This window comes from Streptomyces sp. NBC_00252, from assembly GCF_036187565.1.
GTDB lineage: Bacteria > Actinomycetota > Actinomycetes > Streptomycetales > Streptomycetaceae > Streptomyces.
On record NZ_CP108087.1, the window covers coordinates 8,076,987 to 8,102,818 of the forward strand.

Consider the following 25,832-nt stretch of genomic DNA (forward strand, 5'->3'; position numbering starts at 1 on the left):
CAGCCTCGGGCGGGTGGGTCAGAACTCGTCCCGCCCGAGGTCCGCGACGAACCCGGCCCACGCATCCTGCGTGAACGCGAGCTGCGGACCGTCGCCCCGCTCCTTGGAGTCCCGTACGCGGACGGCGGTCCCGTCGGCGGCGACCTCCAGGCATTCGCCGCCCTCGTTGCCGCTGTAGCTGCTTTTGAACCAAACAAGTCGCGCGGGTTCCGCAGTGTTCATCGTTCCCCCAGCAAGTTCTCGATCAGGGATAGGGACTCGCGCATGGTGAGCGCTTGTCCCCTGATGCTGCCGTACCGTGCGGCCAGGATACGGACTTCCTCCGGGTCCGTGATCAACCGGCTAGAGTTCTGCGCCTCGGTGTATCCCAACTGTGCTTTCCCCTTGGGTGTGAGGAGCACGAACGCACCGCCCATCCGCGCGTGCTCGCTGCGGTCGGTCGGCATCACTTGCAGTTCCACATTGCGCAGTCGCCCGAGTTTGAGCAACTGCTCCAGCTGTTCCTCGTGGACTTCTTGCCCGCCGAGAGGGCGCCGCAACACGGTCTCCTCGATGACGGCGCTGATCATGGGCGGAGGCCAACTGGTAAGGATCTCCTGACGGCCCATCCGAGAGATCACCCGGTGCTCGATCGCCTCCTCATCCAGCAGCGGCTTGCGCATCTCGTACAGGGCACGGGTCCGCCGTTCGGTTTGAAGCAGGCCCGGAATGTCATGGTTGTTGTAGAAGTTGATCTCAACCGCGTCCCGCTCCAACCGCGCATAATCCCGAAACCACTCCGGATGCCGAACCCTCCTCCGCGCCCGCGCCCGCTCCACATCCTCCGCAGCCGAAGCCAGCAGCCCCCCACACCCCAGCAACTCATCGACCGCGACCAGAAGTTCAGGCTGAGGGTCCGCCGCCCCCGCTCCACGGACGAGATGGTCTCCTCCCCGTACCCGAGCCGGTCGCCCAGCTCCTTCTGGCTCATCCCGGCCCGTACCCGCGCGACCTTGATCTGCCGCCCGAGCGCCCGGAACAGGTCCGCCACTTCGTCCGTCCCGTCCGCCTCACTGCCGGTGGGAACCCCCGAACCGCCCGCCTGTGCCGCCATCCCGTACCACCGCCCACTTCCGTCGCACCAGAGGCGAACCGTCGAACGCCCGGCCAGGTCACGGCCGTACGCCCGTACATCCCGCCTTCCGCCCCGGGACAGTCACCCTCCGTACCGCCCCGCACCCTCCACACGGTAGAAGCACTCCGTCACTCTCGGTGAGGTGATCCAGCAAACCGTCACCGTCACCGGTGAAACCGACCGCGACCACCCACCACTTCCGCCTCACGTTCCCCACCAGCAGACACGGCGCCCACACCGCCCGCCGCGCCGCCGAACGCTGGCTCGCCGACCAGCAGGACTGCCCGGAGGTCGCGGCAGGCGACGAGGCCGCGGCCACGGCCTCCCTCCTCATCGCGGAACTCACTGCGAACGCCGCCCTGCATGGCCGCGTACGGGGCCGCCTCGCCCTGACCCTCACGGCCGGCACCCTGCGGATCGAGGTCACGGACGCCCGAGGCGACCGTCTCCCCGCACCGACGCGTGACGCGGACGGCGAGTCCGGGCGCGGCCTGCTCCTCGTCGCCTCACTCGCCGACGCCTGGGGCTGCGAGCCCCACCATCCCGGCGGCAAGACGGTGTGGGCTGAGTGTGCCCGGCGTAAACCCGCGCTCAAGGGGGGCGCGTGAACTCAACTGCGCTTCTGCCCAACGAGGTTGGGGATTGACGGCGATTGTGAACGGCCTTCACGCTTGACGGGTAAACGTGAAGGCCGTTCACGGGGGGATGTCATGACAGGCACGCCCGAGGCGGAAGACCAACTCGTCGGACTGTTCGAAGTGGCGGAGATGGCGGGGGTCGGCCGGACGGTCGTAGCGAACTGGCGCGCTCGTGACAAACAGTTCCCCGTTCCCGTCGCGGACCTGCGGAGCGGCCCGGTTTTCCGGGCGAGTCAGATTCAGCGCTACCTCAAACGGAGGAAGAAGCACATGGCACCCAAAGCCCATGTCATCTCGACCATCAATCTGAAGGGCGGCGTCGGGAAGACCACCACCACGGCCGGACTCGCGGAGTTCCTCTCCGCGGAGTTCCGCAAGCGGGTCCTGGTGGTCGATCTCGACCCGCAGACCAATCTGACCACGGTCCTGATCGGGGAGGAGAAGTGGGAGGAGCTCAACGACGAGGGGTACACCCTGGCGACCCTGTTCAAGGATGCCCTCCGGTCCGAGGATGAGCCTTTGGAGTTCGACTTGGAGAAGACTCTCCAGCGCAATGTCTCTTCGGTGGATGCGGTGACGAAGGTGGACCTCCTGCCTTCTTCGCTGGATCTCATCGACGTCCAGGATCGCCTGGCGTCCATGCCCAGGGGGCGTTTCCACGCCAACAACCCCACCGATCTTCTGCGCAAGGCGATCCGGAAGGTCATTGATGACTATGACTACGTGCTCGTCGACTGCCCTCCCAACCTCGGCATCGTCACTTTGAACGGTCTGCGCATCTCCGAGGGATACATCATCCCGACCATTCCCGACGTCCTGTCCACCTACGGCATCCCTCAGATCCAGCGGCGGGTGCGGGCCTTCGCGGACGACCTGGGGGAGACCATCAACGAGATCGGCATCGTCATCACGAAATACAAGGCCAATTCGACGGTCCACTGGAACACCGTCAGGCGACTTCAGGGCGACAAGAAGCTCCCCGCCGTGCTGCCGACCTTCATCCCCGAGAAGAACGACATCGCCGGTTCGGCGGAATTCGTCGGTCGCGGTACCCTGCGGCAGAAGTACGGCTACCAGGGCGGGTTTGACGCTTTCCGTGGCATGACGCAGGAGTTCATCGAACTGGTCGAGGAGAAGGCGTGACCGAGCAGAGCGACAGTCGGCCCGACGACAACGGTCTCCTGAATGCCGAGGTTCGGGAGGCCGAAGAAGCCCTGACCAAGCTCGGCGCCTCCGACCCGGAGCTCGCGGCGACGCTCGCACGTGTCCTCGGCGTGGTGGCGTCTGAAGCCGCACGCACGACACGCTTCGCCCGAGCACTGGCCAAGGCGCTGACGTCTCCCGATGCGCAGACCGCACCTCGGCCGGCAGAACGCCCGAGGCGTAGCCGACGAGCTCCGGGAGTGATCGACCCGTTCGCGGTGCTCGCCGAAACCGGCGAGACGGGACTCCGTTCGAGCCTGAGCGAGCTCGGCCTCGAACAACTGCGGGACATCGTCTCCGAACACGGGATGGACCACGACCGGCTGGCGCTGAAGTGGAAGGACCCGCAACGGGTCATCGACCGCATCGTGGAACGCGTCGAATCGCGGACAGCCAAGGGAGCCGCCTTCCGGGGACGTCCGGAACAGCCCGCTCTGCGGCACGATGAGGCCGTCGGCCCGGCGGCCGAGGACTCGTCGACGTGAGGTGAGCTGGGCGCGGCGAGCCAAACGCCTCGCGGCCGCCGCCCATGCCAAGGCCATCCGCATCGTGCGCCGTGTCGAGGACCGCACCACCCTCCTCTTCGACGGTCTGTTCACCACCGGCCAGCAGATGCCGGCCGTCGCCCGCCTGTTACGCGGGCGGGCGCGGCTGAGGTAAGGGGTCTCGTCCTTTGCTCGCGCCCCTTGGCGAGGGGCGGACCGCCAGGGGGCACTGCTCGACTCGTGACGATCGACCTGGGTGCCCCCTGAGTTCCGGCCTCAGTTCCTGTCCCGGCTCTCCCAGCGGTCCCGGAACCAGGTCAGAGTCTCTACAAGCAGCTCACGGTTGCGGTCCTTCTCCAGGACGGACAGCCGGAAGCTGGGGTCCGGTCCCCGCCCCGGCTTTCTCTCCTGGAGGTCGACACCTTCAAGTTCGTTGAGGCGCCTGAGGAGCTCGGCACGGAGGGTGCGATCGGTGAACGAGCCGACGTACGCCGTGCCGCCCAGCCCGCAGCCCGGGGTGAGGCCCATCGGCGAGACCCAGCTGCCCGTGGCGCTCGCCTCATTCAGCGTGAGGATCGCGCCGGTGAACTTACTGTCTGGGTGGTAGATATCGCCGCCGAGTTCCTCCCAGCGGGACAAGAGGGCGCGCACCGCCTCCACCGTCTCGGGGGAGTTGTCCCCCGCGAGCTGACGGAAGAACCGTCTCTCGGGGGAGTTCTCCGCCACGAGCTGAAGGTAGAAGGGGTCGGCGTGCGTCTGCTCACCCTGGCTTTCGGCGATGCGCTGCGCCGCCTCCTCCTCACCGTCGGCCTGATCGTCTTCGGCGCCGCCGACCAGCAGGGCGAGGTCGTCGGCGGAGAGGCGCTGCGCTGGATCGGCGGCCCGGTTGGCCGTGAAGCGCACGCCGTCGGCGCTCAGCCGGGCGCGGACGTCTTCTCCCACGTCCTGAGGCGTCCAGCGGAAGCCGTCGGAGACCTTGCCCTCGGAAGTGAGCACCCGGTATGCGTTGGCCACCCCCGGCGTATTGGCCAGATGGTTGCCCACGGCCTGGGCGCCGGAGCCGATGAACGCTGCGAGATCGCCGTACGACGTCCAGGTGCCGTGGGGGAGCGCGGCGAGCACCTGGTGGGCCAGGTTCCAGTCCCGGCTCCGCTCCGCTCGGCCGACTCCGCGCAGCGGGGCCGGCCACAGCGCGACCGCGCGGTCGGCGAGTTCGTCGGCACGGGCGCGGATCTCGTCCGCGCCCCACCGTTCTGTGGTGGCGATGCGGCGGTTCATCTCCAGGTGGCTGCCCTGGAGCAGGCCCTGCTTGCGCTCGAAGGGGTGATTAGACAACTCCGCGTTGACCGCGGTGAGCGTCAGGTTCCCGAGCGTGTGCTGGAGTCGGGAGTGCAGGTCCTTCGTGCTCTCGCCGTCGACCACGTCCTCGCTCAACATCCGGAGCCACTCGTCGCCCGGCGACTGCGGCATGACGTGCTCGATGGTGAGCTGCGCGGTGGCGAAGTCGACCGGTTCGGGATGCTCGTAGCTCTCCTCCAACCGCTGGAGCACCATCTTGCGCTGGTGGCCGCGGCCGAACTTGTAGAAGGGCGCCGTCCGGACCTTCTCGCGCAACTCGTCGTCATCGGGCCAGAAACGGTTCTCGGCGGAGAGGAGCTGGTGCAGCCCGTCGGCGACAGCCACGTCCAGCGGGAGCTGCCCGGGCACTGCCTGGAAGATCCTGTTGAGGTTGTTCGTCGGCACGCGGCACATCATCCGGCGTACCAGGAAGCTCTCGACGTACGACATCGCGCGGGCCGTGTCCCTGGAGTCAAGCTCCCCGCGCTCGCGCCGGTCGAGCAGCAGCATCAGCGCGGGATAGGTGACCTGAGCCTGCCAGGTGTCCAGCCGGTGCAGATGGGCGCGGACCGCTCTGTTCACCTCCTCCTCGGGGTGGAGCAGCCGACGGAAGAGGGCGCCGCGCCGGTACAACTCCCTGATGTAGGCCTCGATCTCCGCCTCGCTGACCTCACCCCGCTCGAAGCGCTGCTGCTGAGCCGCGTACAGGTCCTGGCGGCGGACCCGGTCGTCCCCGTCGAGCACCAACTGAAGCCACATGAGCTGTTCCAGCTCGTCGTTGCTCAGACTGTCCTGCAGCGGAAGCCAGTACGTCTCGTACACGTGCTCACCGCGGGTGGGCAGCCGCATGAACAGGTAGTTGCGCAGCAGGTCGGCCTCGCTCAGCTTGAGGCCAGTGTTGTTGAGCGACTCGAAGATCCGGTGCACGTTGTCACCACGCTCGGCGGTCACCGCCACCAGCGCGAGCCGGGACGTGATGGCCTGCTCGATGCGGAACACGTCGTGCGGGGCAGCCGGATCGGCGGCCTCGACCAGCTTGCGGCGGAAGAAACGGTAGGCCGCGGCGACGGTTCCGCCGGCGGCCTGTTCCGAGAGCGGCCCGCGCACGTACGCGGCGAACTGCGCACGGTCGGCCTGGGTCGGCAGCAGCCGGAAGTGATCGCTGCCGTTCCTGCGCTTGTTGATGAGGTATTCCTCGTCGATGCGCACGGCCTCGTCCGGCTCGGCGTCCGCTATGTGGTCGCGGATCGCGGCCAGGGCGAGTGAGAGCGTGGTCAGCCGCTGCTGACCGTCGACGACGAGCCACCGGGGGAACGTCGCCTCGTTCTGTGGCGACGGCGCGAGCACCACGGACCCCAGGAAGTGCGTGCTCGCCTTCTCCCCGGACTCCAGCAGCTCGGCCTGCTCCAGGATGTCGGTCCACAGCTGTCTGAGCTGCTCCTCCGTCCAGGAATACGTCCGCTGATAGAGCGGCACCTGGAACTGCTGGGCCCTGCCCTGGACGAGATCGGCGAACAGCGTCTCCTTCGCCTGCACGGTGTCCCCCCTTGGTGATCGGTCCGGTCGTAGCGCGTGGGAAGGACTTTAGGGCTTCCCGCCGACAGCCAGGGGCGCTTCAGCCCTCGTCCAGGCACGCACACCACAGCGCGTAGGCCCGGTCCATCTCGTCCAGTGCCGCCCGCGTGAACCCAGCGTCCATGAAGGCTCGGTCGACGATCTGTTCCGCGAGTGTGACCAGGTGCGCCGCGACGTGCTCCACCCGCTCCCCGCGCACCCGGTCCTGTACCTGCTCCAGGCGTGCCTGACGCTCCCACAGGTCGGCGAGGCTCGCGCCCGGCTCTTCCTCGCCGTCGTACACGGACGGCACGCGGGGCAGCAGGTCGGCGGTGAGGGCGGGGACGGAGTCCGGGGTGGTCGGCTCGTCAGGTCCGCCGTTGCGGAGGATGCGATTGGCGATCGTACGGACGGCCTCGGAGCGTTCGACGCGCGCCGCCTGGGCCCGCAGGGCGCCGAGCAGTGCGGGGACCTCGGCCCGGTCTCGGCGCCGCAGGGTCTCCGCGAGTGCGGTCGTCAGGTCCTCGCCCAGGTCCGAGGCGTCGTCCAGTACGTCGTTCGCCGCGCCGACCTCCTCGAAGGCGCGCTGCGCGGTGCGGGCCGCCTCGGTGAGCAGGGCGATGTCCTCGGCGGTCGGCTTCACGCCCGCCTTGAGCCGGGCCACGGCCGCGTCCAGAGGGTCACCGGCCAGATCGAAGAGGTCCACGCAGTCGTCTTCCAAGGCGAGTTGGCCGTTCGTATCCGGTTCCAGCAGTGTCATCTCCCCAACAACCCCCGCGCTCGCGATGCCCCTGTGTCGTGCGGCAACTCCTGCGACGAATCATGGAGGTTTTCGTAAACTGAGTCAACAGATACTCTGTCGGTCGGTGTTGTCGAAGGGTGGGGAACATGCCGCAGATCGCGATCACCAACACGTTCTGGGAGGGCGTCGACCGGTTGGACAAACCGGCCCGCGCCCGCGTCCACAAGGCGATGGCCAAGTTCCAGCAGCTGACGGTGGCCCAACTCCACGCGGACAAGGGGCTGCACCTGGAGTCGGTGGTCAGCTCGCGTGACCCGCGGATGCGGACCATCCGCGTCGACGACGGGCTGCGGATCGTGCTGCTCGCGCCCGACGACGGCAGCGACCTCTTCGTCTTCGTCCATGTCGTCCCCCACGACAAGGCCTACTCCTGGGCCCGCCGACGGCTCTACACGGTCAACTCCGTGACCCGCTGCCTCGAAGTGCGCGACCTGACCGCCATGGAGCAGATCACCCCGCTCTTCGCTCAGGAGGCCGCCGCCGCCCCCCAACTCCTGTTCGCCCCCTGGTCGGACACCGTCCTGCGGCACCTCGGCGTCGACGACGTCACCCTGCGCGCCGCACGCACCGTCACCGGCAAGGCGCAGCTGGAGGCGTTCGGGTCGCTGATGCCGGAGGACCAGTACGAGGCGCTGTGGCTGCTCGCCGAGGGCCTCGACCCCGACGACATCTACCGGGACCTCGTCGCCGTACGCCAGAAGACGACCGTCGCCGAGAGCGCGGCGGGGGAGGGCACCGCCGGGGACGACCTGGCCGCCGCCGTCACCCGCACCCGCAGCCGCATCGCGCTCGTCACAGGCCCCGACGAACTCGCCGACATCCTGACCAAGCCCTTCGCCGCCTGGCGGATCTTCCTCCACCCCACCCAGCGGCGCATCGCCTACCGGCCCGGCTATGCCGGACCCGCCCAGATCACCGGCGGCCCCGGCACCGGAAAGACGGTCGTCGCCCTGCACCGTGTCAAGCACCTCCTGGACCGGGCACCCGACACGCGCGTCCTCCTCACCACCTACACCGGAGCCCTGGCCCGCTCCCTCCAGAGCAGCCTCGCCCTGCTGCTCGACCACGATCCGGCGCTGCTCGCCCGTGTCGACGTCACCACCGTCGACGCCGTCGCCCACCGCGTCGTACGGCAACTGCGCGGCAATCCGGGGACCGCGCTCGGCGACCGGGACGAGCGCACCCGTTGGCAGCGCGTGGCCCGCCGCCTCGAACTGCCCTGGAACGAGGCTTTCCTGTCCCAGGAGTACCGGCACGTGGCCCTCGCCCAGGACCTGCGGAGCGAGGAGGAGTACCTGGCGTGCGAACGGCGAGGACGCGGCAGCGCGCTCGGGCAGACCCAGCGGCGGCGCGTCTGGCAGGCCGTGACCCTGTTCGAGGACGGCCTGACCCGTGACCGGGCGCACACCTGGCTCCAGGTCTGCGCCGAGGCCACCCGGCTGCTGCGCGACAAGCCGGGTGCGGGACCGTCGTACGACCATGTCGTCGTGGACGAGGCGCAGGACCTGCACCCGGCGCAGTGGCGGCTGCTGCGCGTCCTGGCCCCCGACGGGCCCGACGACCTGTTCGTCACCGGCGACCCACACCAGCGGATCTACGACGCCCGGGTCTCGCTGCGCTCCCTCGGCATCTCCGTCGCGGGACGCAGCGGACGACTGCGCGTCAACTACCGCTCCACCGAGGAGATCCTGCGCTGGGCCCGCGGCCTGCTCGACAGCGAGCCCGTCGCCGACCTGACCGGCGACGCCCACGACACCCTCACCGGATACCGCTCGCTGCTGCACGGCGCACAGCCCGTGTGCGAGGGGCACGGGAGTGAGAACGAGGAGGCCGACGCCGTCCTGCGCCGGGTGCGCGACTGGATGGACGCCGGTGTCGCCCCCTCGGACATCGCCGTCTGCGCCCGCTTCAACACCCTGGCGGGCAAGCTCGGCGACCGCCTCGCCGCGGCCGGCATCCCCGTGGTGCGGGTGCGGGACGGGGAACCGGAGAGCGCGGTCGGGGTACGGGTGTCGACGCTGCACAGCATGAAGGGCCTGGAGTACCGGTGCGTCGCCGTCGCCGGAGTCACCCGGTCCGCCTTCCCGTTCGCGCCGGCCGTCACCCCGGCCGAGGTGGACCGCATCCAGCACACCACCGACCTGGCCGCCGAGCGATGCCTGCTGTTCGTGGCCTGTACCCGGGCGCGGGAGGCGCTGTATGTGTCGTACAGCGGGCGGGCCAGCGAGTTCCTCGATGGGCGGACCGGCACCTTGAAGTGACGGCCTCGGCTCAGGCCTCCGCTCCGTCGGTCTTGCCACCGGGACCGATGCGCTGCCGGGGCGCGGTGGTGAGCTGGCGGCCGTCGTGGATGACCCGGAGCAGTTCCTCCTCCACCAGCACCACGACTGTTACCCCTCTCAGAGCGGCTCCGACGCTGATCGCTTGGCCCTCGACCGTGATGTGCCCGGAGGAGCTCACGCGGTGTCGCTTGCTGGTGAAAACCAGCGGGACAGCGGACTCGGAAGAAGCTGCGGCCTCGGGAAGGCACGTGGACTTTGATGCCGTGGGCGCGGTCTTCACCCATGCGGGGCGGGTGCGGCGCGGCTCGGCGGGTCGCGCCGGGAGAACGGAGCGGGACATCCCATAGGCGACGACCAGGTCGCGCAGCACCCCGGTGGCCTGCTTCTCGATCTGGCGCACCCGTTCCCTGGTGACCCCGAGCTGCCGGCCGATGGCATCGAGGGTCAGGCCGTGGCCGCCGTCGACCACACCGTGGCGCAGTGCGAGGACCCGAGCCTCGCGCGGGGACACGTGGTCGAGTAGGAGAAGCACCTCGTCCGACGCCAGGCCCAGATAGTCCGGTTCGTCTTCGAGGCTCCGTGCTTCCCGCGTCGTACGGTCGAACTCCTCGTGCAGCAGCTCGTCGCCGATCGCCTCGGTCAGTGCCTCCAGGGGGACCGTGGTGCGAACCCGCGACAACAGGGCTCGTGCCTCGTCCACCGGTGTCCCCACGCGCGCGGCGACTGCGGGAAGGTCGTCGTGGGGCGAGTTCAGTGCCAGGTCGCGGGCGGCCCGGTGGAGCGCGGTGACGGTGTCATGCGCGTGCACAGGGAGCCGGATGGTGCGGCTCTGATCGGCTATCGCGCGCGTTACCGCCTGACGGATCCATGGCACGGCGTACGTCGAGAACTTGAAGCCCTTGCGGTGGTCGAACATCTCGATGGCGTGGACCATCCCGAGGTTGCCCTCCTGGACCAGGTCCAGGAGGTCCAGACCGCGCCCGGTGTACTTGGCGGCGATGCTCATCACCAGCCGGAGATTCGCTTCGGCGAACTCCGTGAAGGCCTGTTCCCCGCGCCGCGTGATCTCCTGGAGTTCGCGGCGCAGCCTGGGGGCCAGCTTCCTGCCGCCCTCATCCAGCTTGTCCCATGCCAGCACTCCCGCCTCGATGGCTCTCGCCAGCTCCGCCTCCTGCTGCCGGGAGAGCAGCGGGAACCTGCCGATCTCCTTGCGGTAGTGCTTCAGAGAGTCGAACACAGGCTGCTGTGGGGAGGCGTCTTCCAGCGGGGCCTCGGCGGTGGGCTCGAGGCGGGGGCTCGGCGAAGGCGGGTTGGCAGGTGCAGCCGCAGGATGACGAGCATCTCGTATGGCTTCTCGGCCCACAGCGGCGGCCGGGACGCGGGTGAAACGTCGAGACGGAGCGCTCGAACGGTCAACGCGGAAAGGTCCAGCCTGCTGTCCTGATGCAGCTCAAGAGTGAAGCGCGGCGGTCTGCGTGGTTCCGGCTTCGGCCCCGCTGGAACCCGGAGTTCACTCTGCGTGTCGCTCAACGTCTCTGTGGTTGCGGGAAGTTCTGGCGCGGTCGGGGCTGCGGAACCGCCTTGCAGACCGAACGCGGCCACCGCGGCCGGAGGCAGTGCGACCCCCTCCGCCATCACCCGGCTCAGCACCTCGGCCACCACCGTGGGATCCGCGCCGACCAGCAGTCCCCGCAAGGCCACCGGAGTCAGGGCTCGCTGTGGCCCCGCAGCAGTCACCAGCGCCTCATGCAGCACGGCCTGTGCCCCGACCTCGATGTCCGTCGTCATCAGCGTGCCCCCCATGTGCCCTACAGCGGTGCGACGAGCCTTCTCGCATTGCACCACCCGCCACTGACAATCAGTTACGCCTGGGTGGAGAGCGCACCGTTCACCTGCGGACTCCCCATGCTCCTTATGTGAAGGAATGGTAGAACGTACAACGATGGTCGGTCCCGGGCGAGATCGCGTACGTCCGAGGCGGGGAGGGGCGGGACATGCTGGTTGATCCCACGCAGCTGCTGGACGACTGCGAGCGGGCCTGGCGCGAGGTGGGGGAGCCGTCCGCTGGCGGAGTAGAGCCGGCCGCCGCCGTACGGACCGCGCTCGTCCTGGAGGCGCTGGTGGCGTACCGGCTGCTCGCGGACCACTCCGACCTCCCGCGCGACACAGTGTTCACACGCTGGCCCGCCTGCGCGGTCCACACCGTGGCCCTGGCCGACGGTCCGGAACTGCCGCGTCTGGTGGCCGAAGCACACGCGCGCGTGCTCGCGGCGCGCCCCGACCTGGGGTCACACGGAGCCGCCCCGGAGAGTGCCGGCGAGTGGAGCCGCGCCGCGCACGAGGCCGCCCGCTCGCTGGGCTGGACATGGCGCGCCCCGACCGCGGTGGACGATTCGGTCGCCCCGTCTCGCATGCCTGCCCCTCCCCCCGAGCTCCGTCTCGGCCCCGGCGCGGGCAGCGTGCTGCTGACCCTGCCCGGCGAGCCGGACGCGGGGGACTGGCAACTGTCCGCCGACGGTGAGGTGTTCGCGGTCCGGCCGCCCTACTGGGTGCTGCCTGGCCCCGTGCGCCGTGTCGAGGCGACGGATCCGACGGGAACCACCCATCTCTCGGCCGTCGTGGACCCGGATGCCGCCCTGCTGGCCTTCGACGCCGACGGCCACCGCATCACCCCGGACGAGCCCCTGCCCGCCGCCGAGATCAGCCTCCTGCACGCGGGCGCCCTGCAGACCGAGGGCACCGACTCCGGCGTCGTGGAACTGCCCACCCCGTACGGCTGGAACGGCTGGACCCTGAGCAGGGTTTCGCTGACCGGGGTGACGCGGGTGCGGGCCTCCGCCGCGGTCCCGGGAAGCTGGCTGGACGTCGCCGCCGGACGGCCGCTCGGCTGGGAGGGCGGTGCGACGCTGCCCTGGATCACGGGCGACGACGGGGCACCCGTGTGGCACCGTCCGCCCGCTCTCCGGCTCCCGCGGCGCGCCGGCGAGCCGGACGCGCGACTCTGGCAGGCCGACGTGCGCCGCCCCGGCCACGAGGAGCCTCTCGCCGGTCACACCGGCTCCCCCGGGGTGCTCCTCGACCCCTGGAAGGACGTACCCCGCCCGCTTCTGGGACCGTACGAGATCCTCGTCCACCGCGTCGGCTCCCGGCGCAGGCGCAGACTGGCGGCCTTCCTCGCCGAGGGCCTCACGGCCGAACCGACCGCCGAGTGGCGTCTGCTCGCCCCGCACGGAGGCCTGGCCCCCGCCCGGCTGACCCTCGGCACCGGCGGACCGGTCACCGCCTCCGCGCACGCCGTCGCGTTCTCTCCGTACGAGATCGCCAAGAGACTGGTGCTGGACGACGGGGTCCGTCAGTTCGCCGTCGAGGTGCGCATCCCGCACTCCGAGGTCCGCCTCGAACTCGGCGGCAGGCCTCTGACCTGGTACATCAGGCCGCTCGACATCGACGCGGCGGACCTGGCCGGGGAGAGCGCCCTGACCGTCCGTCTGCCGGAACAGGCTGTGGCGGTGACCCCCTTGCTGGCACTGGTCGTCGAGGGGACGACCCTGCACACGCTGCGTCCGGAACGTCGCACTCGCACGCGCAGAGGAGACCTCCGGTACTCACTGGCTGCCTTGATGGACACCGTGCGCGACTGCGTGAAAGCCGAGATACGGCTGCTGGTCGCGGGGGAGAGCATCCATGTCGGGACCGTGCGAACCCAGCCCATCGCGGAGGACGTCGTACCGGACGGCGGCGGACTCCTGCTGCGGGGCCTGCGCCACCCCGGCGAACTGACCGCCCGCCTGTACGCGGTCTTCGCCCCGTGGGAGCAGCCGTTGACAGCCACGGTCGACCAGAGCGGCCGTATCCCGCTGCCCTCGGCCTGGCGGTCGCTCGGCCCCCTGATCGTGCACCTGAACGCGGGCGCCCCCACACCCCCCACTCCCGGATGGCCCCGCCTCCGCGACCGTGACACCCTCGTGCTGCGCCGGGCCCAATGGACCTCCGCCGCCGGCCACGGAACCGGCGCCGGGGTCTCGGAGTACCTGGCCGGACGCGGCGAGCTGCCGCGTGGCACCGACGCGATCCCCTACCAGTGGATCGTGGCCGCCCGCGGACGTGACCTGCAGGCGTGCGGAGCCAGAGAGACGGCACCGGCGGAATGCCGCAGCGCCCTCGCGGACGCCGGGCCCACCGCCCTCACGGGAGCGGCCGACAGCGCGCTGCGCTCCGGCGAACTCGCCTCCGTGCTCGCGGGCAGCGGTCTTGCCGCCCTGCGGATACGGGAGGTGGCGGACCCGGCCGCAGTACGTCACGTCTGGCGGCAGGCGCCCTTGTGCGCGCTGCTGCTCACGGCCCCGTTGCTGCCGTATCTCTCCGGTGACCTCGCCTATGACGTCGGCGAGTTGTACCAGGAGGAGGAGGAACTCCTCGGCGAAGTGAGCCAGTTCCTGGGCGACGCCGCCATGGCGTTGCTAGCCGGGCACGCGGACCCGAGCCGCACGGTCGGCCGGTTCGACGCCCAGACCCGTGCCCTCGACCAGCTCCCCGAACTCCAGCAACAGGCCGTATGGCGCAGTGCCCGTGTCGTCCCGCGCGGCCTTCTGGACCCCGACACCCGTGCCGACGCGGCCTGGCAGGCGTTCCGTGCCCGCAGGGACCTGCAGTACCACGCCACGCGTGAGGAGTTCCGCGACGGCCTGGACGCCGTATCGATCTTCCTGGACGACGGACACCCCGACCTGGCCCAGGCATTCCGTGGACGGGACCCAGGCCAGTTGCACGGGCCGGGCGAAGCCTGGATGCGGGTCCCTCAACTGTCTCTGGGATGCGCGCTGATCGCGAGGCTCGCCGCCGCCGGTGACGCCCGTGCCGCCGGTCTGGAACGGGGGCTTCGCCACCTGTGGACGCCCGTCGCCTCCCACGCACCGGATCTCACCGCCGTCGACATCGCCCTCGCGGAATGCCTGGTCACCGCAGAGGCCGTGCACAGCACCGGCTGACCACCGGTTCGCGTCCAGCCCGTCCCGCAGCGGTACCGCCCCACCGCTCGTCCGAAGCCAACCGTCACATCGGAGCCAACCCGTGCCCAGCCTTGACCCGCTCGCCACCTCCACCATGATCAGCGACACCTACCGCCGCTACCTGCGTTCCCTGCTGCCCCTGCGCGAGCCCCGCCTGGCCGAGGCCCTCGCCCACGCCATCGACACCAGCCCGCTGCTCACCAAGGGGCCCCTGCTGGAGGCCACCCCCGCCTACGCGCCGGGCGCCACCCTGAACGAGCTCGTCGCAGAGGGCGTACTCGACTCCGCGTTCCGGCAGCTGACCGGCCCCGCACTGCCCGCCGACCGTCCCCTGTACCGGCACCAGGAACAGGCGCTGCGCAAGGCCGTCGCCGGACACAACCTCGTCGTGGCCACCGGCACCGGCTCCGGCAAGACTGAGAGCTTCCTCCTGCCCGTCCTCAACGCCCTCGCCACCGAACACGCCTGCGGCACCCTCGGACCCGGCGTCCGCGCCCTGCTGCTCTACCCGATGAACGCCCTGGCCAACGACCAGATGAAGCGACTGCGCCGACTGCTCGCCGACACCCCCCACATCACCTTCGGCCGCTACACCGGCGACACCAAGGATGATCCGCAGCGCGCCGCCGACACCTTCGAGCAGCTCAACCCCGGCGAACCGCGCCTGCCCAACGAACTGCTCAGCCGACGCGAGATGCGCGCGACACCGCCCCACATCCTCCTCACCAACTACGCCATGCTGGAGTACCTGCTGCTCCGCCCCCAGGACATGGACCTCTTCGAGGGAGAGCAGGCGGGTTCCTGGCGGTTCGTCGTCGTCGACGAGGCCCACGTCTACGACGGAGCGCGCGGCGCGGAACTCGCCATGCTGCTGCGCCGCTTGAAGGACCGTGTGGGGCGGGGGCGGGAGATCCAGGCCATCGCCACGAGTGCAACCGTCGGCGCGGAGGAGAACCCGGCTGCCGTCACCGCCTTCGCCCAGGCCCTCTTCGACGTCCCCTTCCGCTGGGACGCGAGCGACCCGGCCGCCCAGGACCTGGTCACCGCGACCCGGGTCGCCACACCCGACGGCCCGCACTGGGGGCCGCTGCCGACCACCGAGTACCTGCGCCTGGCCACGACCGCCGACCCCGAACCGGAGATCGTGTCGGCCGCGCGCATGCACGGCCTGCCCGCCGGCACGACCGCGGCCACCGCCCTCGCCGCCGAGGCCGGCACCGCGGCTCTGCGCCGGGCCCTCGCCGACGGACCCCGGCCCGTGAACGAGATCGCCCGCGACGTCTTCCCCGGTGACCCCGTCGGACCCGCGGCGGTCACCGCGCTCATCCAACTCGCCAGCCAGGTGACCGACACCGACGGCGCTCCCGTGCTCTCCGCCCGCTACCACCTCTTCGCACGCGCCACGGAAGGCGCCTTCACCTGCCTCGATCCGGCAGGCCCCCACCTCGACCTGGCCCGCCACGAGACCTGCGCGCGGTGTGCCCGCCCGTCCTTCGAGCTGGGCGCTTGCCGCCGCTGCGGTGCCGTACACCTGCACGGCACCTTCACCGGCAAGGGGGCACAAGCCCGCCTCGCACACCGCAAGTCTCCCGACAGCCCCCACACCTGGCTGCTCCTCGACGGGGACGGCTCGGACACCGGTGCCGACGAGGACGACGAGACACTCAGCGACAGCGCCAAGGGTGGCCTCAAGGAACGCAGACTGTGCACCCGCTGCGCGGCCGTGCACCCCGCGGCCACGGCATCCTGCACGGCTCCCGGATGCGGTGGCACCGAACTGCGCCGCGTCCACCAGCTCGACACCCACGAGGGCACCCAGGCCGCATGCCTCGCCTGTGGAGCGCGCGGTCACGGCATGATCCGCCTGTTCGAGGCGGGCAACGAGGCTTCGGCTGCCGTCCTCAGCACCGCCCTCTACCAGGCGCTGCCTCCGGCGACCGACGGCCCGGCCGCCGCACTGCCCGGACAGGGCCGCAAGCTGCTGTTCTTCAGCGACAGCCGACAGGCCGCCGCGTACTTCGCGCCCTACCTGGAGGACTCCTACACCCGCATCCAGCACCGGCGCCTGATCACCCAGGCCGTCCGGCAGGGCTGCCCCGACCCCGACGAGCCCCTGCACATCGACGACCTCGTCGCCCACACCATCCGCGCCGCCGACCGCGCCGGAGTCTTCCGCCGCAACGACTCCCGCCAGGCCAAGCAGCGCGAAGTGGCTCTGTGGGTGATGCAGGAAGTGCTCAGCCTCGACGACCGACAGTCACTCGAAGGACTCGGCCTGCTCCGGATCGACATCGACCGCGAGCCGTTCTGGCAGCCGCCCGCCGCCCTCACCTCACTCGGCCTCACGGACGACGAGGCATGGCTGCTGCTGCAGGAACTCCTGCGCACCCTGCGCAACCAGGGTGCGCTCACCATGCCCGAGGACGTCGACGCGGGCGACGAGGCGTTCGCCCCACGCAAGGGGCCCATCTGGATCCGCTCCCAGGGCTCCGAGGCCAAGCGCAGGGTGATCAGCTGGCTGCCCAGCGCCGCGAGCGCCTCGAACCGACGCGTCGACTACCTCGTACGCGTACTCGACGCCCTCGGCCACCAGGGCGAACGACGGGCCACCGCCCTCGATGTCCTGAACCGCCTGTGGACCGACCTCACAACAGGTCACCTCGCCAGCTGGCTACCGCCCGAAAGCCAGCCCGGGATCGGCGTCGTCCGCCGGCTCGACCACGCCTGGCTGCGGTTGCGGCCGGTGACCGCGGACAGCGATCCGCTGTACGCCTGCGACCGCTGCCGCCGCATCACCACGGTGTCCGTGCGCGGTGTGTGCCCGACGCTGCGCTGCACAGGACGCCTCGAGGACTTCAAGCCGTCGCCCGAGACGGACGAGCACCTGCGGCGCCTCTACCTGACCTTCGACCCCGTTCCCCTGCGCGCCCAGGAGCACACCGCGCAGTGGACCGGGGAGAAGGCCGCCGAGATCCAGGGGGAGTTCGTCCGAGGGCAGGTCAACGCCCTGTCCTGCTCCACCACCTTCGAACTCGGCGTCGACGTCGGTGAACTCCAGGCCGTCGTCCTGCGCAACATGCCGCCCTCCACCGCCAACTACGTCCAGCGCGCCGGCCGCGCCGGCCGCCGCGCCGACTCGGCCGCGCTGGTCCTCACCTACGCGCAGCGGCGGCCCCACGACCTCGCCCGGTTCGCGGAGCCCGAGCGGATGATCGCCGGGGAGGTACGGGCCCCGATCGTCCCCGTCGACAACGTCCGGATCGACCGCCGCCACGCCCACTCCATCGCGCTCGCCGCCTTCTTCCGTGCCATGAAGGACGAGCGGGGCCGGATCTGGCGCAAGGCGGGAGAGTTCTTCCTTCCCGACGACACCACCGGCGAGATCGCCGCCCACACGGTGCGCGACTGGTTGACCCCCGTTCCGGACAGCGTCATGGCCTCACTGCGCCGGGTTCTCCCCGACCAGGTCCAGAAAGAGATCGGCATCGACTCCGGCGACTGGGTCGCCGAACTGGACCGGCTCCTGCGTGCCGCACAGCAGATCCTCGACCAGGACGTCACCTCGTACAGCGAACGCCGCGACCAGGCAGCGGGTGCCCGCAAGTACCGGCAGGCGGAGATGTACGAGAAGGTCATCCGCAACCTCACCCAACGCGAACTGCTCGGCGTCCTCGCCAACCGCAACGTGCTGCCCAAGTACGGCTTCCCCGTGGACACCGTCGAACTGCGCATCCCCCAGGAGGGCGGTGCCGTCTCGGGGCAACTCGAACTCACCCGTGACCTGAGCGCCGCCGTCCACGAGTACGCCCCGGGGGCCGAGATCGTGGCGGGCGGCCACCTGTGGGCGTCCGCCGGCGTCTACCGGCTGCCGGACCGCGAACTGGTAAGCCGCCACTACGCCGTGTGCGCGGCCTGCGGCCGCTACCGGGAGGCCACCGAACCCGTGGACCCCGTCTGCGCCGCCTGCGGCACGCAGTCCGCGGCCGCGCAACGCCGGTACGTCGAACCGGTCTACGGTTTCGTCGCCGCGCGCGGACCACAGCGCCGCCCGGGGCAGACCCCGCCACGACGGTCCTGGTACGGCGACGTCCACATGTCCACCGACACCGCCGACCTCCAGGAAGGCGAGATCACCTTCGTCTCCGGCCACACCACCCTCTGGTCGGCGGGCACCCGGGGAGAGATGGTGGTCGTCTCCGAGGGACCGGCCGGCGCCGGATACCAAATTTGCGACTGGTGCGGCTGGGGCCGTCCGCACGCCCAGGCCGGGTCTCCGCGCGGCGGCCACCCACACCTGCTGAAAGACACCCAGTGCACGGGCCCCCTCCGCGTCGTCTCCCTCGCTCACCGATACCAGACCGACTTCCTCCAGATCCATCTGGACCCGCTCACAGCCCTGACCGCCACCGCGGCTCGTCTGCGCTCCGGCCTGTACGCACTGCTCGAAGGCGCCGCCGCGCACCTGGAGATCAGCCGCGACGACATCGACGGCACGGTGCACACCGGCACCGACGGCATGCCGTCGGTGCTGCTCTTCGACACCACTCCAGGGGGCGCGGGCAACGCCGTGTCCATGGGCGAGCGGCTCGAACCGGTTGTCTCTGCCGCGCTTGCCCGGGTGGCGGCCTGCGAGTGCGGCCCGGAGAGCAGCTGCTACGCGTGCCTGCGGAACTTCCGCAACGAGCGCTTCCACGAGCTGCTGAGCCGCCGCGAGGCCATCGCACTCCTCGATGCCCTGACTGGCAATGTGAGCTGAGGGGATGAGACGCCGCCCACGGAGTGCTGGTCGTGGACGACTCCGGCGACCGCAAGGACGGCACCAGGACCGCCTTCACCGGCCGGCAGTGGCTGGGCCGGCTGGGCAAGACCGACAACGGCATCGTGACGGTCACCACGCTGTGGGCGGACGAGCGCCTGTACTACCCGCTGCACGCGCTGCCCTACAGCCCTGCCCACCACTTCCCCAAGAAGCGCAGCGACCCGGGCTCCCGCACCAAGCCGCAGCTGGCCGCCGCGGCAGCCATCCTGGCCGCGCGGGCCGGCGTCCCGGATCTGTGGAGCCCGAGGGTGAGATCCCCTCGGGCCACCCGGCTGGATGACCGTTGGTTATCTGCCTGCACCCGAGTCGATGTCCCGGGCGAGCTGTTGGGCATATTCGGCGAGGAGTTTCCGTAGGTCGGCGTAGTGCCGAAAGGTATCTGGCCGGACGAGGTTGTACCAGGTGGTGTTGCGGCGAAGAGCCCATTCGCGTTGGACGTCTTGAGGCTGTTCGGCCTCAATGGGGCGCGGGGCGAAGAGGTGCTCGCCTTGTGTGACCTGTACCCAGATGAATACGGAGGCGTCCTGACGTTTGCGGTCGCCGACTGCCGGCCGAATGGGGCCGGGGATGGGTGGTAACTCGCTGACCAAGGCGTCCCATTCGTCAGGAGGCAGAGCCCAGTCCCTGAGTGCCTCACGTCGGCGCTGGTAGTCGATGAGTGGTCGGTGGGGTGCTCGGAGTTCGGTGCTGAGCTCGCGGAGGACCCGTTCGAACTCGGCCGGGTTGCGTCCCACGCGCTCCCAGCGTTGGAAGTCGGTGTTGGATCTGAACCGCACGCGGTCCGGGGCTATGCCGAGGTAAGTCGCGGCCTCATCGAGGGGTCCGCCTATGGCCCACTGGACGAGCCGGACCGCAGCGGTTCGACGCAAGACCTTCGGGGCGATTCCGGCAATGGGTGCGAAGTATCTTTCATGCCAGTCCGGTTCCAGGTATGCCGGGATATGTTCTGGTCGGTAGTCGTCCCGCAGTGGTGCTCGGAGTCCTTGTGGGCCGCCGATTTTGCGGTAGGTGCGTGTCAATGGTTCGGCCGCGTCTCGGAATCGCCCCGAGCACGAGTTTTCATGGCGGGCGTAGATGCGTACCCAGGGCGTGCGTGTCGGCCGCTCTCCAGGGGTGTGGACGAGCTGGGAAAGGTGCTCGGACAGATCGTTTGCTTCGAGTAAGGAGTGTGCGGCGCGTAGGAGTCCGGCACAGGCGATCGGGTCACGGGGCGGTACATCGCGCAAGCGATGGTGCTGCAGACCGTTGCTGGTGCCGAAATTCTCTGAAGTGGAGTGGAGGTACGCGGTCACATACCCGGAGAGGGTGGTGTCGAGAAGATGCTGCCCTACTGGCCAAGTAAGGCCGATCAGTGCGGTGGCCAGCCGGAGATCCGTGAAGTATTCGGATGCGTCCGTGGCCGGAGTCGGCGGTTCCAGGTGGGCAAGCAGGGACTGCTGGAAGCGAAGGATGCCCGGTGTCGGGTGTGGCTGACGGCCGGGATCCGTAGTAACTCGCTGATCGAGTCTGCCGCCGCAGGCGCGGGACTTTCGTTTCTGCGTTGGGGTGTCGATCGTCCACCGGCATTGCGCTGGGTGCAGGCTGTGATCGTTGGCCCGCTCGATCAGGCGCCCTGATATGGCGCGCGGCTGCCCGCAGTGCGGGCAGCCTGCTTCCAGATAGGTCCGGTGTTCTACGCAGCTGAAGACAAAGGGTAGGTGCCAGAGCTTGTGCCAGGGGCCGCCGTGGAGTTGCTGGGCCGGGGTGCCGTCGCCCGCCAGGCAGGAGGGGCAATACCGCGGGGAGCCGACGAAAAGCCATGAGTCCGGCCTCTTCGGTCCCGGTCCGGGCACGGATGACCAGGCGATGGGGGGATACCGGTCTCGCCACTGTTTCAGTGTCAGTGCCGACACTTCCTCGGCTGTCTGGCGGGTCAGTCGGGCGAATCCTTGGGCCTCCGGCCCGGTGAGATTCAGCAGCAGACTGCCTGGGATGTGAGTAGCTTGGACGCGATCGGTCCAGCCCGCCGCACGGATCAGTTGCAGAGGCGGGAGGCTGAGGCGGTGCCCTAGCCGAAGCAGGTAGCTGACAAGGGACTCTCCTGAGGCAGGTTCGAGACTCCGGGGCAGTGGATGCATCACGGCTCCATCCGTCAGGCGCCCGCGCGGGCAGACGGGCCAGGGTCATCGAAAACGGTGTTCCGGGGTCGTTTCGCCTGCGTGGCCTTCTTGACGGCGGTCCGCGGGGCGGCCGGGATGATGGGCTCGTCCGGCGGCTGCTCGGGCTCGTCCCGCCGGAGCACGATCTCGTTCAGCAGGCTCTCGTCGATCATTTCCTTCCCGGACTCCATGGCTTCCTGGGCGCCGTCTTCGAGCAGGCGTCCCAGCAGGCCGATGACACCGCCGGTGCGACGCATCAAGTGCTCCGGCATACCGCCGCCGGTGAGCATGCCCTGCGTCGCGTTCATCAGCCGCAGGTGCTTCTCGATTCCCTTCAGGTGATTGACGAAGGCCGCGATCTGTTTCGGGGTGGTGTAGCGGAACCGGTCGATCTCGATGAGCTCGAAGCGGTGTTCCGTCTGGGTGACCTCCAAACCGTGGATGCGAGTCGACTCCAGCGGTGGCATCTCCCATTGCCGGGTCTTCTTGTTCCACTTGGCCTCACGCAGCAGCCCGATGCCGGAGATGTTGACGCCGGTCAGGATCAGAGTGACGTCCAGGCTCATAAAGGCCCGCATCAGGTCGAGGACGTCCTGGTCGTCGGCTCTGTGCATCCGCAGCCGGCTGATGTCGTCCAGAATCAGAGCTTTGACGCCATGGTCATAAAGGGAGTCGGCGACCTGCCGTACCAGTTCCGGCAGCGTGGCCGACTTGCGGGTCGGGGCCCGGAAGAAGCCTAAGATCGACGTGCAAAGGCTTTTCGGGGTTGCTGTCACCGGGGTCGAGACATAGACGACCGGTGCGTGGAGATCACGGGTGCCCGGCAGAGCCTGGGGGTTGAGGTGGCTGTGGAGTTCCAGCCACTGCTTTTCGAAGACGGCCCCGGCTGAGCAGACAGACGCGGTCTTGCCGTAGTTGCCCCATCCGCTGATCATGACGCCGGCGCGGGTCGGGTCGTTCTTCTTCCTCGTGTTGCCGCTCAACCGGCGCCGGATCAGCTTGCCGACCTTGTCGTGCATGGGGGTGTCCTGCAGCGGGAGGTTCGCGTTCGTCAGCTCCCGGTAGAGGTCGTAGTCGTACTTGCGGCCCTCAGGGAGCATCGACCACCGCTGCGGGGAGATTGTCGGAGCGGGGACGAGTAGGTCGTAGTGGGTGCGGTAGTGCTGCCAGCCGACGTAGGTGTCGAGGGGCGGGCGGCTGCCCAGGATCAGCTCGGCGATCCTGGTTCGTGAAGGCAGACCGTCCAGCGGACCATCGTGAGAGAGGGCTCGGGTCACGTGTCGTCCTCCTGGACAGGTGTATCGGCTTCCGAGTCGTCGGGGGGCGGAAGCCGGAACATGGGACGCCGGTTCAGGGCCTCGTGCAGCGTTGCCGGGGCCACGGGCTTGACGTCGGCGAGGGCTTCTTCGCGTCGTCGACGGCGGTCGGCGTCGACCGCGTGGTCGATCGTGCGGGCGTGCTCGGCCCAGGCCGCGGGCATCTCAGCCGGAGCTGGCTCACCCGCGATGGCGGGTGCGGCGGGGCGGTCAGCGGCCGCAGCCTGTGCGCGGGTGATCTCGCGGGCTTGGGCGACGCGCTGCTTCTTTCCGGCCTTCCTCTTGGCCTGGCTGGGCCATTGGTCGACTGGGGTGACCGAGCCGAGGATCCCGAGTAGATGTTCCAGGAGCTCGCTCTCGGAATGGATCCTGATCTTGTTCGCCCTCACGCGTGTCAGCAGGGCGTCGGCAGTCTTGTCCGAGAACGCAGGGATCTCACCTTCGGGCGGCAGTCCTCTCCAGCGCAGAATGTGCCAGGTCTCGTGGTCTGCAGGGTCCTGGAAGAACACCTGCCGGCGGTCCCTCCGGTCACTGCGGACAACCCACTTGCCCGCGTGCTTGCCGCCCCGGGCGGAGGGCTGCTGGAAGCGCGGCTCGTCGAAGACCGGGTGGTGATACCAGAGCCCGAGGATCTTCACCCCGCGACGAGGATGGATCTTCACGTGGTGTTTGCGCAGGACCTTGTAGTAGAAGCTCGGTTCGGGGAAGTCCAGGTCGAAGCCGCCCTGTTCCATCGCGGCAGCGAACAGGGTGTTGGGGCTGTGGTCTTCACCCGGCGCCCAACTCGGGGCGTATTCGCCTAGTTTACGGTTCTGCCAGATCTGGACGATCCAGGTCGCGATGATGTGCTCGGCTTGCGCGAGCGTGAGGCTCGCATCGCGTTCCGGGTCGGCCCCGCGGTCCGCGACGTCACCGCCGGTGAATCCCAGCAGGTGCTCGAAGAGCATGGTCTGGATGGTGAGGAACTGGCGCTCGACCGCGAACTTGTCGGTCTGCCGCAGGACGCGAGCAGGCAGGATCCGGCAGCCGATCTCCGTTTCGGCTTCCACCAGGTCGTGATTCTTGTAGGGGCCGCCGTGATCGGTGGTGACCGTCTCCGGGGCGAAGAACGGCAGAGCGGCGACCCGGTGCCCGGTGAACTCGGCGATCACCTCGGCCGGCACCCCTGCGTAGGGCCATTCCATGTCCTCGCCCCAGCCGTCCCGCATCGGAAGCGGCAGCATCACGTCCCGCAGCAGCATCGCGATGTCGACCGAGGTGTCGGACTGGAGCGTAAGCCGGAAGGCCGGCAGCCCGTGCGTGTAGAGATCGAGTGCGAGGGTCAGCGTCGCGGTGATCGCGTCGCCGAACACGGTCTCGCGCAGCTTCACCGGCATCGGGGTCGAGTCCAGCACCAGAACCTGGCCCGGCCGGTGGACCACCATCCGGCCGGAGACCCCGGCCTCCGCGGCCGCCTCCGCCGTCCGCCCGTAACGCGGCCGGGCTCCGCCGGGCCCGAACCACTCCTTCCAGACGGCCGCGAGTGTCCACCGGGAAGGGACCTTCTCAGTGGGAAACGTCGGGAACCGCTCATGCATGTACTGGTGCACCAACCGGTGCTTGGCACCCTGGCTCAGGCGGGCGCGGGGGCCGCACTCGGCCTTCACTGCGAAGATCGCCTCCCGGACCTCCTTCGTGATGGTGCGGTGCCCGCCGCGTCGCCGTGTCCAGCGCCCGTCCGCACAGGCCAGCAGAAGACTGTCGCCCGCCAGTCCCGACAGACGTACCAGCGTCCGGTAGCTGAGGTGCTGCAGACCGCACCGGACCGCCTCCGGACGGGGCATCGCCTCTATCTCCGCAGCCTTTGCGTACCGACGCTGAGTCAACGTCGTGCGGTCCGGGTCGTAGGCCGGCCGGGGCTCACCCGGCAGGGCCCGAGCCGGGTGGCCCTCCCGGAACCCCGTCTCGGCTTCCAGTACGTGCGCAGCCCGCAGCCGTGCCCGCTCTAACTGGTCCTTGGTCAGGTCGGCCAGGGTCCTCGGCTGCCGGGCGACCGGCGGCGGGCGCCCCGACTCGACTGCCGGAAGAAGCCGCAGGTCAGCATGGTTGATGAGCCAACGGAACGAGCGGGTCTCCGCGCGGCCGTCGTCATCCACGAGGACGAGCCGGCCGAGTTGGCCGTGGACGTCGTCAACCGTCCACTCGACGCCATTGAGCGCGACCCGCCTACCTGGCGCGATCTGCAAGAACCCCCTCGCTGCCATCACACCGCCCAGATCAGTGAGCTGTGGCGCAAGGGACTGCCCAGGTCAACGCCGAGCTCGCGGTGCCAGAGCAGCCGGACGATGTTCGCCCGGCCAACGGAAGGCACGCTGGTCGCCTCCGCCAGGTCGGAGAACGTCATCGCCTGCCCCTGCTGCCCGCTGATAGCGGTGAGCAGCTGCTCGCGCATGCCGAGAAGGTCCCTCGCCGGCCGCCGGCGCGAGGACAGGTGGTCAAGGACGCTCCAGACATGCGGTCGCCAGCCCGCGACCACCGAGTACCGCCAGCCGCAGGCAACCGCCACTTCCCTGGCCGCCGCGAACTTCAGCGCGTCCTCTTCCTTGATCAGCTCCATCGGGCGGACGTCCAGCAACCACATCCCACCGCCGATCACGGCCAAGAAGTCCGGGATGTGCCAGGCATGCCCGCCCGCATGCTCGAAGTCCAGCCGGAACGGCTGCGACAGCACTTCCGATGCCCTCAAGAAGTCCAGCGCGACCAGCAGGCTCACTTCCTTCAGCGACTCGAAGCCATGCTTCCCGCCCGCTGACGCCATCGCCTCCAGGCCGGGGCGGTGCCGCTGCTTCGCCCGCCACGTGAACCCCCGCATCGGCCGGGACGACATCACCGGTACGTGAGCCATGTCCCGGACCGGCCAGCAGACCTCGTCGGCGCCCACCTGCCACGTCGAACTCCACCGACGCGGCCAGTCGTCCCCGAGCCGCAGCCGATCCCGCAGTCCGGCGTGCCCGTCGTACGCCGTGACAAGGTGGTCCAGCTGACTTGAATCCGACGGGATCTTCGCTCTCGCTGCCTCGCCCACTCATCCAGAGAAGCACCACTCGACCGGCGACGGGGGCGTTTCGCCGGTACTGCCCGCAACACAGCGTGAC

16 protein-coding genes and 2 pseudogenes are annotated in these 25,832 nt (G+C 69.6%); 8 read left to right on the forward strand and 10 right to left on the reverse strand.

The annotated features are described in order from the left end of the window. Positions 1–18: 18 nt before the first annotated feature. The gene (locus tag OHT77_RS35855; protein ID WP_328832531.1) at positions 19–222 is read right to left on the reverse strand and encodes a DUF397 domain-containing protein; all 204 of its coding nucleotides are present in this window, start codon (positions 220–222) and stop codon (positions 19–21) included. Then, positions 219–1,093, reverse strand: a pseudogene (locus OHT77_RS35860) (helix-turn-helix domain-containing protein). Before OHT77_RS35860 ends, OHT77_RS35855 begins: the two are co-directional and overlap by 4 nt. A gap of 191 nt (positions 1,094–1,284) precedes the next feature. Between OHT77_RS35860 and OHT77_RS35865 the strand changes: the two are divergent. The 4 genes from OHT77_RS35865 (at position 1,285) to OHT77_RS35880 (ending at position 3,615) form a co-directional block, all read left to right on the forward strand. Next, complete coding sequence (locus OHT77_RS35865; RefSeq protein WP_328832532.1) at positions 1,285–1,722, forward strand: ATP-binding protein; 438 nt, start codon at positions 1,285–1,287, stop codon at positions 1,720–1,722. A gap of 102 nt (positions 1,723–1,824) precedes the next feature. Continuing rightward, positions 1,825–2,895 carry a ParA family protein gene (locus OHT77_RS35870; RefSeq protein ID WP_328832533.1) on the forward strand — a complete coding sequence of 357 codons (1,071 nt, stop codon included), beginning with the start codon at positions 1,825–1,827 and terminating at the stop codon, positions 2,893–2,895. After that, entirely contained in the window at positions 2,892–3,440 is a 549-nt protein-coding gene (locus tag OHT77_RS35875) for a hypothetical protein (protein WP_328832534.1), read from the forward strand. The genes OHT77_RS35870 and OHT77_RS35875 overlap by 4 nt, the downstream gene beginning before the upstream one ends. Position 3,441: 1 nt before the next feature. Then, complete coding sequence (locus tag OHT77_RS35880; RefSeq protein ID WP_328832535.1) at positions 3,442–3,615, forward strand: hypothetical protein; 174 nt, start codon at positions 3,442–3,444, stop codon at positions 3,613–3,615. A gap of 101 nt (positions 3,616–3,716) precedes the next feature. Here the strand turns inward: OHT77_RS35880 and OHT77_RS35885 are convergent, their stop codons facing one another. Beyond that, positions 3,717–6,314, reverse strand: coding sequence for a GmrSD restriction endonuclease domain-containing protein (locus tag OHT77_RS35885; protein WP_328832536.1), 2,598 nt, complete (start codon positions 6,312–6,314; stop codon positions 3,717–3,719). A gap of 79 nt (positions 6,315–6,393) precedes the next feature. After that, complete coding sequence (locus tag OHT77_RS35890; RefSeq protein WP_328832537.1) at positions 6,394–7,092, reverse strand: hypothetical protein; 699 nt, start codon at positions 7,090–7,092, stop codon at positions 6,394–6,396. A gap of 128 nt (positions 7,093–7,220) precedes the next feature. On the opposite strand from OHT77_RS35890, the gene OHT77_RS35895 reads away from it, so the two are divergent. Then, on the forward strand, positions 7,221–9,395 hold the full coding sequence (locus OHT77_RS35895; protein ID WP_328832538.1) for a UvrD-helicase domain-containing protein: 2,175 nt from the start codon (positions 7,221–7,223) through the stop codon (positions 9,393–9,395). Between the two features lie 10 nt (positions 9,396–9,405). Here the strand turns inward: OHT77_RS35895 and OHT77_RS35900 are convergent, their stop codons facing one another. Together OHT77_RS35900 and OHT77_RS35905 are read right to left on the reverse strand one after the other, a co-directional pair. Beyond that, positions 9,406–10,653, reverse strand: coding sequence for a sigma-70 family RNA polymerase sigma factor (locus OHT77_RS35900; RefSeq protein WP_328832539.1), 1,248 nt, complete (start codon positions 10,651–10,653; stop codon positions 9,406–9,408). Next, the gene (locus tag OHT77_RS35905) at positions 10,638–11,204 is read right to left on the reverse strand and encodes a hypothetical protein (protein WP_328832540.1); all 567 of its coding nucleotides are present in this window, start codon (positions 11,202–11,204) and stop codon (positions 10,638–10,640) included. The genes OHT77_RS35900 and OHT77_RS35905 overlap by 16 nt, the downstream gene beginning before the upstream one ends. Positions 11,205–11,410: 206 nt before the next feature. Between OHT77_RS35905 and OHT77_RS35910 the strand changes: the two genes are divergently transcribed. From OHT77_RS35910 to OHT77_RS35920, 3 genes and pseudogenes are all read left to right on the forward strand, one after another. Further along, positions 11,411–14,404 carry a hypothetical protein gene (locus OHT77_RS35910; RefSeq protein ID WP_328832541.1) on the forward strand — a complete coding sequence of 998 codons (2,994 nt, stop codon included), beginning with the start codon at positions 11,411–11,413 and terminating at the stop codon, positions 14,402–14,404. A gap of 82 nt (positions 14,405–14,486) precedes the next feature. Beyond that, positions 14,487–19,181: a DEAD/DEAH box helicase gene (locus OHT77_RS35915; RefSeq protein ID WP_328832542.1), complete on the forward strand. Its 4,695-nt coding sequence runs from the start codon at positions 14,487–14,489 to the stop codon at positions 19,179–19,181. Between the two features lie 20 nt (positions 19,182–19,201). Next, a pseudogene (locus tag OHT77_RS35920) lies at positions 19,202–19,471 on the forward strand (transposase); the annotation flags it as partial. A 60-nt stretch (positions 19,472–19,531) separates the two neighbouring features. On the opposite strand, the gene OHT77_RS35925 reads toward OHT77_RS35920, so the two are convergent. The 4 genes from OHT77_RS35925 to OHT77_RS35940 all read right to left on the reverse strand — a co-directional run bounded on the left by OHT77_RS35925 (position 19,532) and on the right by OHT77_RS35940 (position 25,618). Beyond that, positions 19,532–21,361 carry a TniQ family protein gene (locus OHT77_RS35925; RefSeq protein WP_328832543.1) on the reverse strand — a complete coding sequence of 610 codons (1,830 nt, stop codon included), beginning with the start codon at positions 21,359–21,361 and terminating at the stop codon, positions 19,532–19,534. Between the two features lie 14 nt (positions 21,362–21,375). After that, the gene (locus tag OHT77_RS35930; protein ID WP_328832544.1) at positions 21,376–22,482 is read right to left on the reverse strand and encodes a TniB family NTP-binding protein; all 1,107 of its coding nucleotides are present in this window, start codon (positions 22,480–22,482) and stop codon (positions 21,376–21,378) included. 173 nt (positions 22,483–22,655) lie between these two features. Beyond that, positions 22,656–24,941: a transposase gene (locus tag OHT77_RS35935; protein ID WP_443048169.1), complete on the reverse strand. Its 2,286-nt coding sequence runs from the start codon at positions 24,939–24,941 to the stop codon at positions 22,656–22,658. Further along, positions 24,941–25,618 (reverse strand): TnsA-like heteromeric transposase endonuclease subunit, encoded by a 678-nt coding sequence (locus OHT77_RS35940; RefSeq protein ID WP_257016903.1) that lies wholly within the window; start codon positions 25,616–25,618, stop codon positions 24,941–24,943. The genes OHT77_RS35935 and OHT77_RS35940 overlap by 1 nt, the downstream gene beginning before the upstream one ends. Between the last annotated feature and the right edge of the window lie 214 nt (positions 25,619–25,832).

Coding starts and splice junctions, on each gene's coding strand:
- OHT77_RS35855 (WP_328832531.1), bottom strand. CDS start 222: ATGAACACTGCGGAACCCGCGCGACTTGTTTGGTTCAAAAGCAGCTAC.
- OHT77_RS35870 (WP_328832533.1), top strand. CDS start 1,825: ATGACAGGCACGCCCGAGGCGGAAGACCAACTCGTCGGACTGTTCGAA.
- OHT77_RS35890 (WP_328832537.1), bottom strand. CDS start 7,092: ATGACACTGCTGGAACCGGATACGAACGGCCAACTCGCCTTGGAAGAC.
- OHT77_RS35895 (WP_328832538.1), top strand. CDS start 7,221: ATGCCGCAGATCGCGATCACCAACACGTTCTGGGAGGGCGTCGACCGG.
- OHT77_RS35905 (WP_328832540.1), bottom strand. CDS start 11,204: ATGACGACGGACATCGAGGTCGGGGCACAGGCCGTGCTGCATGAGGCG.
- OHT77_RS35910 (WP_328832541.1), top strand. CDS start 11,411: ATGCTGGTTGATCCCACGCAGCTGCTGGACGACTGCGAGCGGGCCTGG.
- OHT77_RS35925 (WP_328832543.1), bottom strand. CDS start 21,361: ATGCATCCACTGCCCCGGAGTCTCGAACCTGCCTCAGGAGAGTCCCTT.
- OHT77_RS35930 (WP_328832544.1), bottom strand. CDS start 22,482: ATGCTCCCTGAGGGCCGCAAGTACGACTACGACCTCTACCGGGAGCTG.
- OHT77_RS35935 (WP_443048169.1), bottom strand. CDS start 24,941: ATGGCAGCGAGGGGGTTCTTGCAGATCGCGCCAGGTAGGCGGGTCGCG.